General features: G+C 76.2%; 11 protein-coding genes, 1 tRNA gene and 2 pseudogenes. 5 read left to right on the plus strand and 9 right to left on the minus strand.

Annotated elements, in window-relative coordinates; all coding sequences use genetic code 11:
• The 3 genes and pseudogenes from AC3WUG_RS10390 to AC3WUG_RS10400 all read left to right on the plus strand — a co-directional run.
• Window positions 1–871: pseudogene (locus AC3WUG_RS10390) on the plus strand (hypothetical protein); the annotation flags it as partial.
• Complete coding sequence (locus AC3WUG_RS10395) at window positions 868–1,746, plus strand: hypothetical protein (protein WP_492327582.1); 879 nt, start codon at window positions 868–870, stop codon at window positions 1,744–1,746. The pseudogene AC3WUG_RS10390 and the gene AC3WUG_RS10395, both read left to right, overlap by 4 nt.
• 55 nt (window positions 1,747–1,801) lie before the next feature.
• Window positions 1,802–3,118, plus strand: coding sequence for an MFS transporter (locus AC3WUG_RS10400; RefSeq protein ID WP_492327583.1), 1,317 nt, complete (start codon window positions 1,802–1,804; stop codon window positions 3,116–3,118).
• A 46-nt stretch (window positions 3,119–3,164) separates the two neighbouring features.
• On the opposite strand, the gene AC3WUG_RS10405 is transcribed toward AC3WUG_RS10400, so the two are convergent.
• The 5 genes and pseudogenes from AC3WUG_RS10405 to AC3WUG_RS10425 all read right to left on the minus strand — a co-directional run bounded on the left by AC3WUG_RS10405 (window position 3,165) and on the right by AC3WUG_RS10425 (window position 10,287).
• On the minus strand, window positions 3,165–3,881 hold the full coding sequence (locus AC3WUG_RS10405) for a M23 family metallopeptidase (RefSeq protein ID WP_492327584.1): 717 nt from the start codon (window positions 3,879–3,881) through the stop codon (window positions 3,165–3,167).
• Window positions 3,882–3,930: 49 nt separating this feature from the next.
• Window positions 3,931–4,455: an adenylyl-sulfate kinase gene (locus AC3WUG_RS10410; RefSeq protein WP_492327585.1), complete on the minus strand. Its 525-nt coding sequence runs from the start codon at window positions 4,453–4,455 to the stop codon at window positions 3,931–3,933.
• Between the two features lie 30 nt (window positions 4,456–4,485).
• Window positions 4,486–7,866, minus strand: a complete 3,381-nt coding sequence (locus AC3WUG_RS10415; protein ID WP_492327586.1) for an ATP-binding protein — start codon at window positions 7,864–7,866, stop codon at window positions 4,486–4,488.
• 269 nt (window positions 7,867–8,135) lie between these two features.
• Window positions 8,136–8,819, minus strand: a pseudogene (locus AC3WUG_RS10420) (DUF4194 domain-containing protein); the annotation flags it as partial.
• Window positions 8,812–10,287: a DUF3375 domain-containing protein gene (locus AC3WUG_RS10425; protein WP_492327587.1), complete on the minus strand. Its 1,476-nt coding sequence runs from the start codon at window positions 10,285–10,287 to the stop codon at window positions 8,812–8,814. The gene AC3WUG_RS10425 and the pseudogene AC3WUG_RS10420, both read right to left, overlap by 8 nt.
• Before the next feature lie 102 nt (window positions 10,288–10,389).
• On the opposite strand from AC3WUG_RS10425, the gene AC3WUG_RS10430 reads away from it, so the two are divergent.
• The gene (locus tag AC3WUG_RS10430; RefSeq protein ID WP_492327588.1) at window positions 10,390–11,187 is read left to right on the plus strand and encodes a class I SAM-dependent methyltransferase; all 798 of its coding nucleotides are present in this window, start codon (window positions 10,390–10,392) and stop codon (window positions 11,185–11,187) included.
• 134 nt (window positions 11,188–11,321) lie between these two features.
• Here the strand turns inward: AC3WUG_RS10430 and AC3WUG_RS10435 are convergent, their stop codons facing one another.
• From AC3WUG_RS10435 to AC3WUG_RS10445, 3 genes are all read right to left on the minus strand, one after another.
• Window positions 11,322–12,530, minus strand: coding sequence for a GNAT family N-acetyltransferase (locus AC3WUG_RS10435; protein WP_492327589.1), 1,209 nt, complete (start codon window positions 12,528–12,530; stop codon window positions 11,322–11,324).
• Window positions 12,531–12,844: 314 nt separating this feature from the next.
• Entirely contained in the window at window positions 12,845–13,231 is a 387-nt protein-coding gene (locus AC3WUG_RS10440) for a VOC family protein (RefSeq protein ID WP_492327590.1), read from the minus strand.
• A 166-nt stretch (window positions 13,232–13,397) separates the two neighbouring features.
• Window positions 13,398–13,481 (minus strand) — tRNA-Leu (locus tag AC3WUG_RS10445).
• A gap of 186 nt (window positions 13,482–13,667) precedes the next feature.
• Here AC3WUG_RS10445 and AC3WUG_RS10450 point away from each other — a divergent pair.
• Window positions 13,668–14,894 (plus strand): AI-2E family transporter, encoded by a 1,227-nt coding sequence (locus AC3WUG_RS10450; protein ID WP_492327591.1) that lies wholly within the window; start codon window positions 13,668–13,670, stop codon window positions 14,892–14,894.
• Here AC3WUG_RS10450 and AC3WUG_RS10455 read toward each other — a convergent pair.
• The gene (locus AC3WUG_RS10455; protein ID WP_492327592.1) at window positions 14,891–15,817 is read right to left on the minus strand and encodes a dihydrodipicolinate synthase family protein; all 927 of its coding nucleotides are present in this window, start codon (window positions 15,815–15,817) and stop codon (window positions 14,891–14,893) included. The genes AC3WUG_RS10450 and AC3WUG_RS10455 overlap by 4 nt on opposite strands.
• Between the last annotated feature and the right edge of the window lie 28 nt (window positions 15,818–15,845).

Genomic DNA, 15,845 nt, shown 5'->3' on the forward strand with positions numbered 1-15,845 from the left:
CCCGTCCGCCGTGCCGTCCGGGGTCGGGCCGCCGTCGCCGCCCGCGCAGCCCGCCCCGCCGGACGCCGCACCCGCGCCCGCGGTCCCCGCGCCGGCGCGGGCGCCCGACCTCGAGGTCGCCCCGCTGCCGTCCGCTCCGCGGCCGGGCGGGCCCCTGGTCGTGGTCCAGGGCGACCGCGCCCTCGACGTCGTGCCGGTGTCGCCGACGGCGGTCGTCGTCACGTTCGCCTCGGGCGGCTGCGCCGTGCTGCCCACGCTGCCGGGGCGGGTCACGCTGGCCACCGTCGAGCGCGGCTGCCTCGTCGACTGCGCGCTTCCCCGGGCCCCCGGCGCCGGCGGAGGCGCCCCGCCGCCCGGGGTGGACGGCGCGGTCGCCCGCCGGGCACTGGCCGCGGCGTGGTCGCGGTTCGGGCTGCGCCCGGACGACGACGAGGACGACGACGCCCCGGCGCGCGACGACCCGGACCCGCGGCGGGCGGCGCGGCGCGCGGTCGCCGTCGAGGCCGACCCGCTCGCCGCGCTGTACCGCGCGTGGGAGCTGCACGACCGCGGCCGGCGCGCGGCGATCGCGGACCTGGCCGCCCCCGGCTCCCCCGGCTCGCGGCTGTTCGACGTCGCGCTGCTGGCCTCCGGCCCCGACCCGGGACACGACGACGAGCCCGTCGACTGGTCCGGCCTGCTCACCCCGGTCCCGCTGCTGTCGCGCGGCTGGCCGCTGCTCGCCGCGGCGCCGCCCGCCGTGCGGGACCACGCCCTGACGTTCCCGGCGCGGCTGCCGTCGCACTGGACCCTGTTCGCCGCCGAGAACGCCGCGCGCGTCGCGGAGGTCGCCGCCGCGGCCGTCCCCGCCCGACCGGAGGAGGAGCCATGAGGACGCTCGTGCTGGTGCACGGCCGGGCCCAGGAGCACAAGGACCCGCTCGCGGTGAAGCGCGAGTGGCTCGACGCGCTCGACGTGGGCGCGCACCACGCCGGCCGCCCGCTCGACCTGCCCGACGACCGCGTTCGGCTGCCGTACTACGGGCAGACACTGTTCGACCTGGTCGCGGGCGACGCCGAGCACGCCGCGGAGGTCGTCGTCCGCGGCGCGGACGCCGGGCCGGACGCCGAGACGCTGTTCGTCCGCGAGGCGCTGCTGGAGATCGCGCAGCAGGCCGGCGTCGCCGAGGACGCCGCCCGCGAGGCGGGCGCGGACGGCCCGGTCGAGCGCGGCCCGATGAACTGGCGCTGGGTCCGGGCGACGCTCACCGCGCTCGACCGGCTGCCCAACGTCAGCGCGTGGTCGATCGCGCTGGCCACCCGGGACGTCTACCAGTACCTGCACAACGTCCGGGTCCGCGACACCATCGAGGACGGCGTGCGGCAGGCGCTCGACGGCACCGACGGCGCGGTCGTCGTGTCGCACTCGCTGGGCACCGTCGTCGCCTACAACCTGCTGCGCCGGGAGGCGGCCGCGCGCGGCTGGGACGTGCCGCTGCTGGTGACCGTGGGCTCGCCGCTCGGCGTCACGAACATCAGCCGCACCCTGCGGCCCGTGTCCTGGCCCGCGCCCGTCGGGGCCTGGTTCAACGCCTACGACCCCGAGGACCTGGTCGCCCTGCACCCGCTGACGGCCCCGTGGTTCCCGGTCGACGGCATCGACGACTACGGCAAGGTCGACAACCCGACCGCCAACCAGCACGGCATCTCCGGCTACCTGTCGGACGCGCGGGTCGCCGCCACCGTCCTCGAGGCCCTGGAGGGATGAGCACCGGCGGAATGCCGTCGGCACGAGGCCGGGCGCGGGCTAGCATCTCGCCCTTGTGAGCCGACTCGTCGAGACCGTCCTGCCCGCCCGGCTGGGCGCCCCGTTCCGCTGGCTCATCGCGTCGTCCTGGACCAGCAACCTCGGCGACGGCATCGCCATGGCGGCGGGCCCGCTGCTGGTCGCGTCGCTGACGGACGACGCGCGCCTGGTGGCGCTCGGGGCGACCGTCCAGTGGCTGCCCCCGCTGCTGTTCGGGCTCCTCGCCGGGGCGCTGGCCGACCGGTGGGACCGCCGCCGGATCGTCCTCGTCGTCAACTGGGTGCGGGTGCTCGTGCTCGGGGTGCTGACCGCGACCATCGGCACCGGCCACGCCTCCATCGCCCTGGTCCTGGCCGTGCTCTTCGCGCTCGGCACCGCCGAGGTGTTCGCCGACAACGCGGCGCAGACCTTCCTGCCGATGCTCGTGCGCCGCGACGACCTCGCGCTCGCGAACTCGCGGCTGCAGACCGGCTTCATCACGGTCAACAAGCTCGCGGGTCCGCCGCTCGGCGCCGCCCTGTTCGCGGCCGGGGCGGTCTGGCCGTTCGCCGGGCAGGCGCTTCTCGTGGCGGCCGCGGCCCTGCTCGTCGCGCGCATCGTCCTGCCCGCGGTCCCGCGCGACCCCGAGCGACGGAGCCACCTCGGCCGGGACATCGCCGAGGGCTTCCGGTGGACGGTCCGGCACCCCGCGGTCCGCACGCTGGTGCTCACCATCTTCATCTTCAACATCACGTTCGGCGCCGCCTGGTCGGTGCTGGTGCTCTACGCGACCCGGCGGCTCGGGCTCGGCGAGATCGGGTTCGGCCTGCTGACGACCGTGAGCGCGGTCGGCGGGCTGGTCGGCGGTGTGATCTACGGCTGGATCACCCGGCGGGTCAGCCTCGGCAACCTCATGCGGATCGGGCTGGTCGTCGAGACGCTGACGCACCTGGGCCTGGCGCTGACCCGGCAGGCGTGGGTGGCGATCGGGATCTTCTTCCTGTTCGGCGTGCACGAGCTCGTGTGGGGCACCACGTCCGTGAGCGTCCGGCAGCGCGCCGTGCCGCGGGCGCTGCAGGGCCGGGTCGGCAGCGTCTACACCGTCGGCGTGTTCGGCGGGCTCGTCGTCGGGTCGGCGGTCGGCGGCGTGCTCGCGGAGCACTGGGGCGTGACCGCGCCGTTCTGGTTCGCGTTCGCGGGGTCGGCGCTGTTCGTGGTGCTGATCTGGGGCCAGCTCCGGCACGTCGCGCACACCGACGAGGCGCCGGAGCCGCTGCCGGAGGACGACGCGCCGGAGGCGGCGGCCGAGGCGCCGGGCGCGGCGCGTGACGCGCTGGGTCCCGCCGGCCACTGACGCGGCGACCCTCGTCGAGGTCGGTGGTTCGCGCCGAGATCGGTGCCTAGAACCACCGATCTCGAGCAGGACCACCGGTCTCGGCCCGCCGGACGACCGCCCCCTCCGGGGGGACCGCCCGGGTGCGCAGCAGCCACGTACCGTCCGCGGACCGCTCCTCGTAGGCCTCGAACGCGAGCGGCAGGCCGCGGGCGCGCGCCGGGTCGGGGCCGTCCATCGCCTGCAGGTGCACGTGCGGCTCGGTCGCGTTCCCCGAGCAGCCGCACGCGCCGACCGGCTCCCCCGCCGCGACGGCCTGCCCGACCCGCACCCGCACCGACCCCGCGCGCAGGTGCGCCACGGCCACGCACGCGCCGTCGGCCCGCGCCACGACGACGTGGTTCCCCGCCACCGCCGCGATCCCCCGGCGCAGCCGCCCCGCCTGCCCGAGCGCGTACGGCAGCAGGGTCACCGGCGAGCGGCGGCCGCCGTGGTCGGGCTCGCCGTCGTGCGCCGCGACGACCGTCCCGCCCACCGGGGCGCGCACCGGCCGCCCGAACCCGACGAACCGCTCCGGCGGCTCGACGCCCAGGACGGTGCGCCAGTCGACGACCCGGGCCGACCGCCCGTCGGCGTCCGTCCGGACCAGGTCGATCGCGTACCGCAGCCCGAGCAGGTCCGTCCCGTGGCTCGGCACCCGGCGCGCGGGGCTGTGCTCGACCCGCCAGCACCCGTCGCCGGGCAGGTCGAGCAGGACCGTCGGCCCGGGGCCGTCGCCGCTCACGCGCGCCACCCTCCCACGCCGGGCCGCGACCCGGTGCCGAGCGTGTGCCTCAGGACTCCCAGCCCGAGGCCGCCGCGACCGTCGCCGCGAGCTCCTCGACCGTGCGCCCGTCCGTGGCCACCCGGGTGACCCACGGCCCGGCGGCGCGGTCGAGCACCTCCGCCGCCGCGGCCGACCGGTCGAGGTGCTCGCGGAGCGCCGACCCGATCTCCCGCGCCCCGAGCCGGGTCCGGACGGTGCGGGCCGACGCCGTCAGCAGCACGCCGGACACCCGCGCCCGGCCGCCGAGCGCCCGGGCGACGAGCTCGCGCTCGAGGACGCTCACCGTGTTCACGTACACCAGCCGCCGGTAGCCGGCCGCGGCGTACGTGCCCCACACCGCCCGGAGGTTCGCCTCGGTCAGCGCGGTGCCGTGCGGGTCGGACGCGGGCTTCGGGTACGCGGCCGACAGGTTGTCGCCGTCGACCAGGCAGTGCGCGAGCCCGGACCGCTGCCAGCGCGCCGACAGCTCGAACGCGACCGACGACTTGCCCGAGCCGGACCGCCCGGCCACCAGCAGCACCTCCGGCTCCATGCCGCCCTCCCTCCGGCTCGCCGCGCCGCGTCAGCCGGCCGCGACGCCCGCGACCGGCTTGGTCCGCGACCGCCCCGCCGTGTCCTTGAGCACCACGTACTTGAGGTCCACGTGCGGCTCCAGCGCGCTGAACTTGTCGTTGGGCGCGCCGATCACGAGCTGGAACCCGAGCCCGCGCCACGCGCCGATCGCCCGGCCGGTGAACCGCGCGTCCGCCTTGATCAGCGCCTCGTCGAGGAACACCGGCGCGTACCGCGGGCGCGGGGCCCCGGCGTCGCCGAGCTGGTACCGCAGGGCCGCGCCGACGATGAACGCCACGAGCTCTTGCGACTCGCCGCCGGACTTCTCGCCGATGTGGTCGTAGAGCGCGACGTGGTTCCCGTCGAGGTCGACCTTCTCCGCGCTCAGCCGCACGTGCCGGCGGACGTCGACCAGGTCGGCGAAGTCCGGGGAGGTGCGCCGGATCCGGTCGATGACCTTCGCCATGCGGTGGTACCGGCGCTCGCGCTCGGCGTCGGACGCCTCGGTCGCGAGCAGCTCGTTGAGGTCCTTGAGCTCCTTGCGGAACCGCGCGACGACCGTCGACTGCGTGTCCCGGGCGTCGATCCGCAGCCGGTGCTCGTCGTCGGCGAACGGCAGGTCCGCGAGGATGTCGTTGACCGGCTGGATGCGCTCCTTGATCTCCCGGACCGACCGGCTCAGGCCGTGGTGCAGGTCCGTGAGGTCGTTGCCGGACAGCCGGAGCAGGCTCTTGCGCCACTCGGCCTCGAGCTCGTGCAGCCCGGACGTCTCCAGCGCCCCGAGGATGCGCGCGAAGTCGGCGTACGACGCGTCCGGGTCGGTGCCCAGGTTCGGGTCGGGCCAGCGCTCGACGAACGTCTCGAAGGTCCGGCGCAGCGCCTCGCGCGCCGCCCCGATCGTCTGCTGCGCGGCGAGCAGGTCGGTGCGCAGGATCTCGTTCGCGCGCGCGACCGTGCTGTCGAACGCGGCGAGCGCGGCGGCGGGGGCCGGCCGGGACCCGCCCGACGCACCCGCGCCGGTGCCGGTGCCGGACGACCCGCCCAGCAGCGCGTCCAGGTACGCCCGCTGGTCCTCGCCGACCGTCACGCCGGCGTTCTGCGCCTCGTCCAGCGCGAGCTGCGCGGCGTCCACCTCGTCGGTGATCGTCGACCACCGGCCGCCGAGGTCCTCGGCGGAGCCCTTGGTCCGGCCGACCTCCTCGGTCAGGTCGCGGATCGTCTTCTCCAGCTCGACCACGCGCTGCTGCAGCCGGGTCACCTCGGGGTTGCCGGACGTGACGTCCTCGATCACGGTCGCCCACCGGGCGCGCTCGGCCTCGACCGCCGCGACGTCGACCTGGTCCCAGCTCACCGCGTCGAGCTGCTCGTAGGCGCGCAGCTCGACGTCGTGCGCGTCCAGCCGGTCCTCCGCGGCGCGCACCTGGCGCTCCGCGTCGTCCAGCCGGGCCTGCGCGGCGGCGATCTGCTCGTCCAGGTGCGCGAGCCGCCGGGTGTTGGTGAACCCGAGCACGTTGGCGCGGCCCTGGCCGCCGTGCGCGCCGCGGCGCCCCTCGGACACCTGCCCGGACCGGGTCAGGGCCTTGGGGTGCTGGGACAGCTCGCCGGGGGTGTCGACGCAGACGAACGCGAACCGGCTCGCGAGCTCGCTGCGCAGCCAGCCGGTGAACGGCCCGTTCCGGAAGTCGAGCCGGCCCGGGAGCGTCCGGGGGTCGAGCGCCACGTCCGACCGCAGGTCGGTCGGCACGCCCTCGAACCGGATGCGGCGCGCCGTCGGCACCGCGTCGATCGCGCGGCGGAACGCCGTCACGTGCGCGGCGTCGATCAGCAGCAGCGTCGCGAACCCGCCCAGGGCGAGGTTGAACGCGTCCCGCCACGGCTCGTGCTCGGTGCGGACCTCGATCAGCTCGGCGACGAACGGCAGCTCCTCCGGCGTCAGCCCGGCGGCCTCGGCCAGCGCCGCACGCGCCCGGTGCAGGTCCCCGGGGATGTTGTCCTGCCGGCGCGCCACGGCCTCCCGGTCGGAGCGGAGCACGGCCAGGTCGACCCCGGCGGCCTTCTTCTCCGACATGGCCGTGCCGAACTCCGCGCGCGCCTCGGACTTCGCGTCGCCGTCGGCCTGCGCGGCGCGGCCGCGGGCGGCGAGCGCGTCGAACTCCTTCTCGCTCGACACCGTGGTGCCGAACGCGGTGCGCAGCACGTCGTCCAGCCGGCCCCGGGCGCGGGTCACGCGCTCCAGCCGGTCCTCGGTCGCGACGAGCTCGCGCTGCGCGGTGGCCAGGCGGTCGCCGCCCGACGACCACAGGGTCTCCCGGACGCCCTCGAGCTCCGACCGCGCGGCGGCGATCCGGCCGGTGGTCTCGGCGGCGCGCTTCTCGGCGTGCTGGTGCTCGCGGCCCAGCTCCTCTTCGACGGCGCGCAGCAGACCCAGCCGGCGCTCGTGCCGCCACAGCGTCGCGGTCGACCGGTCGTCGTCGAGCGTGCCGACCCGGTCGATGACGCGGAGCCGCTCGGCCGCCTCGTCGAGCGACTCGCGGTGCGCGCGGATCGGCTCCAGCGCCTTCACCTGCTGGCGGGCGGTGATCATCTGCTCGCGGGTGCCGGACAGCTTGTCGAACTGCTCGACCACCGCGTCGGCCGTCGCGAACGTGCTCGGCTCCTCCAGCACCATCGCCTTGTACAGCGCGTCGACGGTGGTGATCTGCTGGCCCGCCTGGATCCGGCCGAGCAGGGCGACCGCCTTCGCGCCGTCGCCCGTCGCGCCGATGCCGAGCGTCGAGTGCAACCGGGCCGTGAACTCGCGGTCGGTGTCGAACGGCGTCAGCCCGGCGGCGGTGAGCACGGGGCGCGGGAACCGGTCGGCCGCGGCGGCCTCCAGGTCGCGCAGGTCGAACGCGCCGTCCGCGGTCGCGCGCAGGGCGATGACGTCCTCGAGCGTCCGCGCGGCCGACGGCACGTACCAGGCGCGCACGCCGGTGAGCTCGCGGCCCGCCTGGTCGACCCAGGTCATCGCGATCGCCGACCAGGTGTCCCGGCCGTCGCCGCGCAGCACCCGCTGCTTCGTGCCGTCCGCGGCGCGGGTCTCGTCGAGCTTGCCGCGCGCGTAGGACAGGATGTTGCGCTGGTCCTTGCCGCGCGGGCGGCCGACGACGCCGCCGTTCGACGCGCCGTTGAACGGCGTGGTGTGCGGCATGAGGAGCGCGATGTACGCGTCCATCAGCGTCGACTTGCCGGAGCCCGAGCCGCCGGACAGCAGCGTCGCCGTCGGGGCGAACCGGACCCGGTGGTGGCCGTCGTAGCCACCCCAGTTGACGAGCTGCAGGTCGCGCGCGACCCACTGCTGGCCCGTCGACGCGGCCGGGATCAGGCCGAACAGGGTGTCGACCATCGTCATCGTGCGACCTCCTCGGAGGCGTCGTCGGCAGCTGCGTCGTGCGGGGCGACGTCGTGCGGGGCGGTGTCGCCGGGCGCGGCCGGCTCCTCGGCGGCCGCCTCCTCGAGCGTCGGGCCCAGGTCGACCGGCTCCTCGGCGGGCTCGTCGCCCTCGGCGGTGCCGGCGTCACCCGCGGGGGCGTCGTCGTCGGCCGGGGCCTCGTCGTCGGGCGGCACGTCGTCGGGCGGCACGTCGTCGGCCGCGGCCGCGTCGTCGCCCGGCGCCTCGTCCGCGGCCGCCCCGCCGGTGCGCACCTGCTCCCGCAGCCACGCGCTCAGCTCGGACAGCCGCTCGTTGCTCAGCACGACCTCGACCAGCGGCGTGACCCGGTACCGGCCCTCGGACTCCTCCTCGACCACGCCCTCCTTCGCGAGCCGCAGCACCGCGGCGCGGATCTCCCGCTGCCGGGCGGCGACGTTCGTGTCGTCGGGGTCGAAGTACGTGAGCGCGGTCTGCTCGATCTCCTCGACGTCCACGCGCGCCGAGGTCTCCCCCGCGCCGCGCTCGCGCTGGAACACCGTGCGCAGGTGCACGAGCACCAGCGTCTCGGCCCGGGTGTAAGCCTCGTCGCGGAGCAGCACCGGCACGTCGAGCTCGTCGGAGCGCACCTGCCGCTTGTAGGCGATGCCCCGCTGGTGGTCGACGACGAGGTGCACGAACAGGTCGTGCAGCCGCGACTCGATGACCTGCTGGTTGTCGAGCAGCGTCCGCCACTGCTGGCGGTTCTTCTCGGCCAGCAGGAACCGGCGCTGCAGCAGCCGGACCAGGACGCGGCGGACGTCGGCGTCGAGGGTCCCGGAGTCGCCCGGGAACAGCTCCGCCGGGTCCTCCTCCATCGACACCGTGTCGATGAACGCCTCGACGTCGTCGGCGCCGGGGACCTCCGGGCGGTCGGCCGTCGTGGTGTCAGTCATCGTCCTCGTCCTTCGTCGTCGTCGTCACGCCGCCGAACGCGAACCGCCGGCGGGTGCCGTCCGGGCGGACCGCGTCCACGTAGGCGACCTCGTCGGTCTCCGTCATGCCGCGCTGGTGGGCGATCTCCAGCAGGCCGAGCAGGTCGACCGGCCGCCGCAGCGGCTCCGGGGCCGCGTTGAACGCGGCCCCCACGTCGACGGTGCCCGCGCCCCCGGCGAACGCCACCAGGTGCGACCCCAGGTCGGCGTAGTGCGGGCCGCCCCAGGCGAGCGCCTCCGCGGCCGATGCGTCGGAGTCGTCGTCGTCCCACGCGGCCAGCGGGCTCGGCGGCTCGGCCGGCCGCACGTCGCCCGCGGTCTGCCGCAGGTGCTCGACCTCCGCGACCGGCAGCCGGCGCAGCGGGTCGACCGCCTGGCCGCGGCGGGCGCCCGGGACCCACGCCTGCAGGCCGGTCATGACGTCGCGGAGCAGCTCGTCGACCTGCCGGTCGCGCAGCGGGTCGTGGTTGCGCACCTGCGCGGTGATGACGAACGACGCCTCGCGCTGCGCGGTGAACACCTGGTCCAGGCCCTGCTCGATCCGGCGGCCGATGTCCCGGAGCTCCGCGCGCTGCTGCGCCGGCAGCCGCCGGGTGAACGGGTGCCGCAGCACGGTCGACAGCTGGGTCGCGAGGTGGTCGAGCCGCTGCGGGTCGCCGATCAGCCGCAGGGCGCCGGCGAAGGCCCGGCCCTCGGGCGTCGCGTCCATGACGTGCTCGCCGCGCTCCAGGTACTCGCGCAGCACCTCGCCGGTCGGCCGCTCGTCCTGGCGCAGCGCCTGCACGACGTCGCGCTGCATGACCTTGATCGACTCGGCGACCCGGGCGAAGTCGGCCGGCAGCTCCCGCACCAGGTGCAGGACGTTCTCGGCCTCCTCGAGCAGCGTCTCCTCGTCGGTCTGCTCGACCTCGCCGGTCTTCTGGATCCGGTCGAGCTCGCCGCGGAGCCGGGTGATCTCGGCGTCCAGGCGGGCCATCCGCATCAGCGCGTCGGGGTCCGCGTCCTCGGCGAGCCGCTCCACCGCGTCGAGCAGCGTCCGCACCCGCGACTGCGACACCCGGGCCCGGGTCCCGCCCGCGCGGCCCGCGACCTCCAGCGCGCCCACGGCGTGCGCCGACAAGCTGTAGACCTCGACGTCGTCGTCCAGCACCTGCCGCGCGAGCCAGCCGGCGTCGGCCCACTGGCGGCACAGGTCGCGCGCGGAGCCCACCGGCAGGTCGTCGCCGTGGCCGGCCGCGCGCAGCTGGTCGAGGGCGTCGCCGACCTCGGTGTGCGCGTCCGCGACCGGCACCTGGGCGCGCTCGGCGGTGAACACGAGCGAGAGGAGGGAGACGACGAGAGGGGCGTGCCGCTTGTGGAGCAGGTCCAGCATCGGGTTCTGGAAGGCCCGGACGGCGCCCAGGTACGCCCCTTCGGCACGAGTGATCATCGCCGGACAGCGTAGGTGACCGGCGGGGGTGGTCAGGACGCGGGAGCGATCCCGGGACGGAAGTCGCCCACACGAGCGCCCCGGCCCGCGCAGACTGGCTCGATGGGCAGCCAGCCGGACCTCGACGCGCACATCCGCCGGTTCTACGGCGGGCGGTTCGACGAGTCGTCCCGGCTCACCGCCCGGTCCGCCGCGGGTCTGGTCGAGCTGGCGCGCACCCGCCGGCTGCTCGCCGACCACCTGCCCGCGGGGGCCGAGGTGCTCGACGTCGGGGGCGGGACGGGCGTGCACGCCTCCTGGCTCGCGGGGCGCGGGCACCCGGTGACGCTGGTCGACCCGGTGCCGGAGCACGTCGCCGCCGCGCGCGCGGCGGGCGGGTTCGCGGCCGAGCCCGGCGACGCCCGCACGCTGCGGTTCCCGGACCGGTCGTTCGACGCGGTGCTCCTCCTCGGCCCGCTGTACCACCTGCGCGCCCGGGCGGACCGGCTCGCGGCGCTGGGCGAGGCCCGCCGCGTCCTGCGGCCCGGCGGGGTGCTGCTGGCGGGCGCGATCTCCCGGGTCGTCGCCGCGACGGACCTGGTGACGGGTGCGGGCTTCGCCGACCTGCCGGGCCCGGGGCTGCTGCGGCTGCTCGAGACGGGTGAGAGCCCGCTCGACCCGGCCGACGGCTTCCCCGCCGGGCACTTCCACACCGCCGCCGAGCTGGCCGGGGAGGTCGAGGACGCCGGGCTGCGCGACGTCACGGTCGCCGGGGTCGAGGGGCCGGGGTCGTTCGCGCTGGAGCTGGTGCCGCCGGACGACCAGGTCGTCGCCGCGGCGGTCGTGCTCGCGGAGCGGGCGCAGGGGCACCCGGAGTCGGCGGACCTGTCGGGGCACCTGCTGGCGGTCGCGCGGCGGTGACGGCGGGGCGCCGGGACTGACGAGGCTGCGCGTGCCGCCGGTGAGGTCGTCACAAGCCGACGAGGTCGTCACGAACAACGGCCGACCTCACCGCCATGTGACGACCTCACGGGCGCCGGCGGCGCCCGGCGCGCTCAGGCCACCAGCGCGAGCCACTCGGCGAGCTCCCCGCCCACCGGGACGAGCGGCAGCCCCACGGCGCGGGCCCCGATCCCGAACCGCGCCGCCACCGGCGCCGCGAGCACCGCCGTCCGGGACACCAGCCCGCGGGTCGAGACCAGCAGGTCGGCCTGACCGCGCCGCTCCGGGTAGAGCTGGGTCCCGGCGACATACCGCGGGTCGAAGGCGGGGTCGAACGCCGGGGCGTCGGTGGACCCGAGCACGTAGGTCAGCTCCGCCAGCCGGCCGAGGGCACCCGGGCTGAACTTGGCGAACCGCTCCGCGTACGCGTCGAGGAACCCGAAGCACGTGCCGCCCGAGCGCAGGGCGTAGCTCAGGTACACCGTCTCGCCACCCGCGGTCAGCCGGAGCACCGTCACGTCCCCGTCGCGGCGGAACCCGGCGACCACGTCGCGGAACCACCGGTACGCGACGGGGTCCAGGCCGAGCGCCGCGCCGCCGCGCGCGGCGTCGCCCTTCCAGCCCGCGGCCTGGAAGGCGGCGAACTCCGCGTCGACGGCGGGGTCGTCGCTCACGTCGTGCAGCTCGAGCGGGCCGCCCGCGTCCCGGGCCAGGCCGCGCACCCGGCGGCGCAGGTCCTTCCGCCGGCCCGCGCCCATGTGGTCGGCGGCGAGCGGCGGGTCCACCAGCGGCGCGCCCGCCGCGCAGGAGACGCGCTCCTGGGCCGCCGACCGCCGCGCGTACGCGGTCTCCGTCCGGCGCCGCTCGTGCACCAGCATCCCGCCGCGCGCCGCGACCTGGCGCAGCGCGTCCGCGAGCGGCCCGTCGAGGGGGAAGTGCTGCAGCTGCACCAGCCCCGGCAGCCCGACGTCGCGCAGGCCGCCGAGCAGCGCGCCGAGCGCCTCGACCTCCCGGCCGGTCCGGACGAGCGGGTGGTGCCGGTCGGAGTGCGTCGTCATGAACGTGCCGCCCGTGGTCACCGCGCGCAGCGGCACGCCCGGGACGACGGTCGTCGTCGTGAGCGCGAGCAGCGCGAGCCACTCGTCCCCCTCCTCGACCACGAGCAGCCGGACGTCCGCCACGTCGCGGCCGCGGTGCCGCGCGGGCACCAGGAAGCGGGGGTCGAGGTAGACGTTGGGCTCGACGGCGGCGTCGGCGAGGCGCCTCCAGGCGCGGGCGTCGGCGGCGGTCACCCGGGGCAGCGGGACGAGGCGGGCGTGCACGGTGTCCTCCGGGGCGTCGTTGCCGGGTGGGGCATCGGTCGCGGCGAGGCTACTGTCCGTTTTGTGCCGATTTCCGGCAGTCAACGGGTGAAGCCGGAGCCGACCGAGCGGTCGCCCCGTGCGGTCACAGCCGGGCCGGGCCCGGCGGCGCGCGGCGTGGACGCCGCGTCGCCGCTGGTCAGCGCGTCGACCGCATGCCCTACCGGTGCACCGGCGTCCCGACGGCGATGCTCCGCGCGGCTCCCTGGTTCCCCCGAACCGGCGACCCCCGGACGGCCGAACGCCCGAGACGACCGGCACGCACGTCGCCTCGGTCAGCCCTCCGACCCGGCCCAGTGCGGGTTGGTCATCACGCCCAGCACGTTCCCGAACGGGTCGACGACCGCTGCCGTCCGAAAGCCCTCGCCGCGGGCCGTCGGCGACTCGTGCACCGTCGCCCCGCGCTCGACGAGCGCGGCGACCGCGGCGTCCACGTCCTCGACCGCCCAGTAGGTGTACTGCCCGCCCGGCGTGCGGTCGAGGGCGCCCGGGACGTACCGGGCGTCCACGATCCCGAGCTCGTCGCCGTCCCGGCCGAGCCGCCACTCGACGTAGCCGTCCCGCACGAAGTACGGCTCGACGCCGAGCAGCGCGGTGTACCACTCGCGCGCGGCCGCGAGATCCGCCGCCTGGAAGTTCGACGTCGCCAGTCCCTGGAGCATGGTCGGTCCCCCGTCGGTCGCGGGCCGGTCCGCCCGGCCTCACGACCCAGGGTCGCGGGAGAAGCGGTCAGATTCTGGCCGCTTCTCTCGCACGAACGGATCGGGGCACGACGAAGGCCCCGATCCTGGCGGGGATCGAGGCCTTCATCGTCGCTGTCTCAACGAGTGTCCGGAGGGGGACTTGAACCCCCACGCCCTATACGGGCACTAGCACCTCAAGCTAGCGCGTCTGCCATTCCGCCACCCGGACAGGGTGTACGCCTGACGTGGACGAAGAGCGCATTTCCGCGCTTCCCGGCCCCTCAGGTGCGGCAGAAAACATAGCACGGAGTGGCGGCCGAGCACGCATCCGCAGGTGGGGGCACACTGGCGGGGGCGTCCGGCGGAGCACCGTTGCGGACGCGTCGCACCAGCAGGGCAGGAGGTGGCGCGCGCGATGGCGGACCAGAGCGGCGCGGACCGGTACGGCAGCGCGAAGGCCGGCGGACCGGCCGGATCCGCGTCACGACGGGTCGCGGGGCAGCGCCGACCGCCCACCGGGATCGCCCCGGACGACGGCGTCCCCCGCTGGCTGCGGACCTCCGCGGGGATCACCTGGCGGCTGCTCGTGCTGCTCGCCGGCATCGCGCTCGTGTTCTTCGCCACATCGCAGGTGCAGCTGCTGTTCGTCGCCGTGTTCATCGCGTTCGTGTTCACGGCGGTGCTGCGGCCGGTCGTCGACCTCTACACGCGGGTGATGCCGCGCGGGCTGGCGACGGCCCTGGGGCTGCTCACCGGGTTCCTGGTGCTCGCGGGCATGGTGTTCTACGTCGGCTACTCCGTGGCGAACCAGTGGCAGGCCCTGTCCCGGCAGTTCGGCGACGGCATCGACCAGATCGTCGACTTCCTGGAGAACGGACCGCTGCCGTTCTCGATCAGCAACGACCAGATCGCCGAGTGGATCGACAACGGCCGGCAGTGGGTGCAGGAGCACGCGGGCGACCTCGCGGGTCAGGTGGCGGCGTCCGCCGGCTCGGTGGTCGAGGTGTTCACCGCGCTGGCCCTGGCGGTCTTCTGCGCGATCTTCTTCCTCGCCCGGGGCAGGGAGATGTGGACCTGGTTCGTCAACCAGCTGCCGTCGTCGGTGCGCGACTCGTGGAAGACCGCGGGCGGCGCCGGCTGGTACACGTTCTCCGGCTACACCCGTGGCACGGTGATCATCGCGGTCACCGACGGCCTGCTCGCGTTCATCCTGCTGTCGATCATCGGCGTCCCGCTGGCCGCCCCGCTGGCGGTGCTCGTGCTGATCGGCGCGTTCATCCCCCTGATCGGCGCCCCGGCGGCCATGGTGATCGCGATGATCGTGGCCCTGGCCGCGAACGGCCCGATCCAGGCGGCAGTCGTGGGCATCGGCATCGCGCTGATCGGCCAGTTCGAGGGGCACGTGCTGCAGCCGCTCGTCATGGGCAAGCAGGTGTCCCTGCACCCCGTCGTGGTGGCGCTGGCCGTCACCGGCGGCACGCTGACCGCGGGCATCCTCGGCGCGGTCATCGCGGTCCCGCTGGTGTCGGTGGTGTGGGCGATCTGGTCGCGGTTCCACCAGCCCGACCCGCCGATGGAGCCGGAGGATGCGGACGAGGAGGTCGGCCCGGTCGAGGAGGACGGCGAGGGGGCCGAGGCCTAGTCCCGCGCGGGCCCCTCGGCCGCCGGCACCGGCGCGTCGCCGAGCCGCTCCACCGCCGCGGAGAGCGCCGCGGTGCCGGCGTCGTCCACCGGACGCAGGGGCGCGGGCAGCTGGCCGAGGTCCGTGCCGAGCACCCGGGCGAGCGCGTGCACCGCCCGCGGCCCGCCCAGGGAGGCCACCAGCTCCGCGACCGGCGCCAGCCGCGCCATGTGCGCGCGGGCCTCGTCCGCCCGTCCCGCCGCCGCCGCGCGGGCGACCGCCGCGTACCAGGCGGGCAGCACGCTCGCGAGCCCCGAGTGCCAGGTCCGCGCGCCCGCCAGGAGGCCCTCGACGCCGAGCACGTCCCCGCTGCAGCCGATCTCCACCGTGTCCGGGACCGCGGACCGGAGCGCCGTGACGCGGTCCCGCAGCTCGGCGGCGTCGCTCCCCCGGTCCTTCACCCCGCCGACGCCCGGCACCTGCGCCGCGCGGACCAGCGTCTCGACGGAGTACCGGAACGTCGTGCTCACCGGGTTGTGGTAGAGCCACACGGGCACCCGCGCGGCGTCCGCCACGTCCGTCACGAGGTCGAGGACCTCGTCGTCGGTGAGCGGCAGGTAGGCCAGCGTGGGCAGCAGCACCGCGGAGGCGCCGGCGCGCTCGGCGACGATCGTGTGCACGACCACCTCGTCCGTCGTGAACGCCCCGACGCCCGCCACGACCGGCACCCGGCCCCCGGCGGCGTCGACCGCCGCCTCGACGACCAGCCGACGCTCCCCCGCCGTCAGGTACGGCCAGCCGCCCGTGCTGCCGAGGACAGCCACGCCCGAGGCCCCGGCGTCGACCGCGTCGTCCACGAGGCGCTGCAGCGGGTCGATCACCACCTCGCCCTCGTGGCCGCGGGGCGTGGGCAGGTACGGGACGAGCGGGCCGAGGAGGGTCACGCGGGCAGTCTGGCACGCGCGGTGGGTG

The sequence above is a fragment of the Cellulomonas sp. EB106-03-03-XG116 genome (assembly GCF_058792015.1).

Coding starts and splice junctions, on each gene's coding strand:
- AC3WUG_RS10430 (WP_492327588.1), top strand. CDS start 10,390: ATGGGCAGCCAGCCGGACCTCGACGCGCACATCCGCCGGTTCTACGGC.
- AC3WUG_RS10415 (WP_492327586.1), bottom strand. CDS start 7,866: ATGACGATGGTCGACACCCTGTTCGGCCTGATCCCGGCCGCGTCGACG.
- AC3WUG_RS10450 (WP_492327591.1), top strand. CDS start 13,668: ATGGCGGACCAGAGCGGCGCGGACCGGTACGGCAGCGCGAAGGCCGGC.
- AC3WUG_RS10425 (WP_492327587.1), bottom strand. CDS start 10,287: ATGATCACTCGTGCCGAAGGGGCGTACCTGGGCGCCGTCCGGGCCTTC.
- AC3WUG_RS10410 (WP_492327585.1), bottom strand. CDS start 4,455: ATGGAGCCGGAGGTGCTGCTGGTGGCCGGGCGGTCCGGCTCGGGCAAG.
- AC3WUG_RS10440 (WP_492327590.1), bottom strand. CDS start 13,231: ATGCTCCAGGGACTGGCGACGTCGAACTTCCAGGCGGCGGATCTCGCG.
- AC3WUG_RS10395 (WP_492327582.1), top strand. CDS start 868: ATGAGGACGCTCGTGCTGGTGCACGGCCGGGCCCAGGAGCACAAGGAC.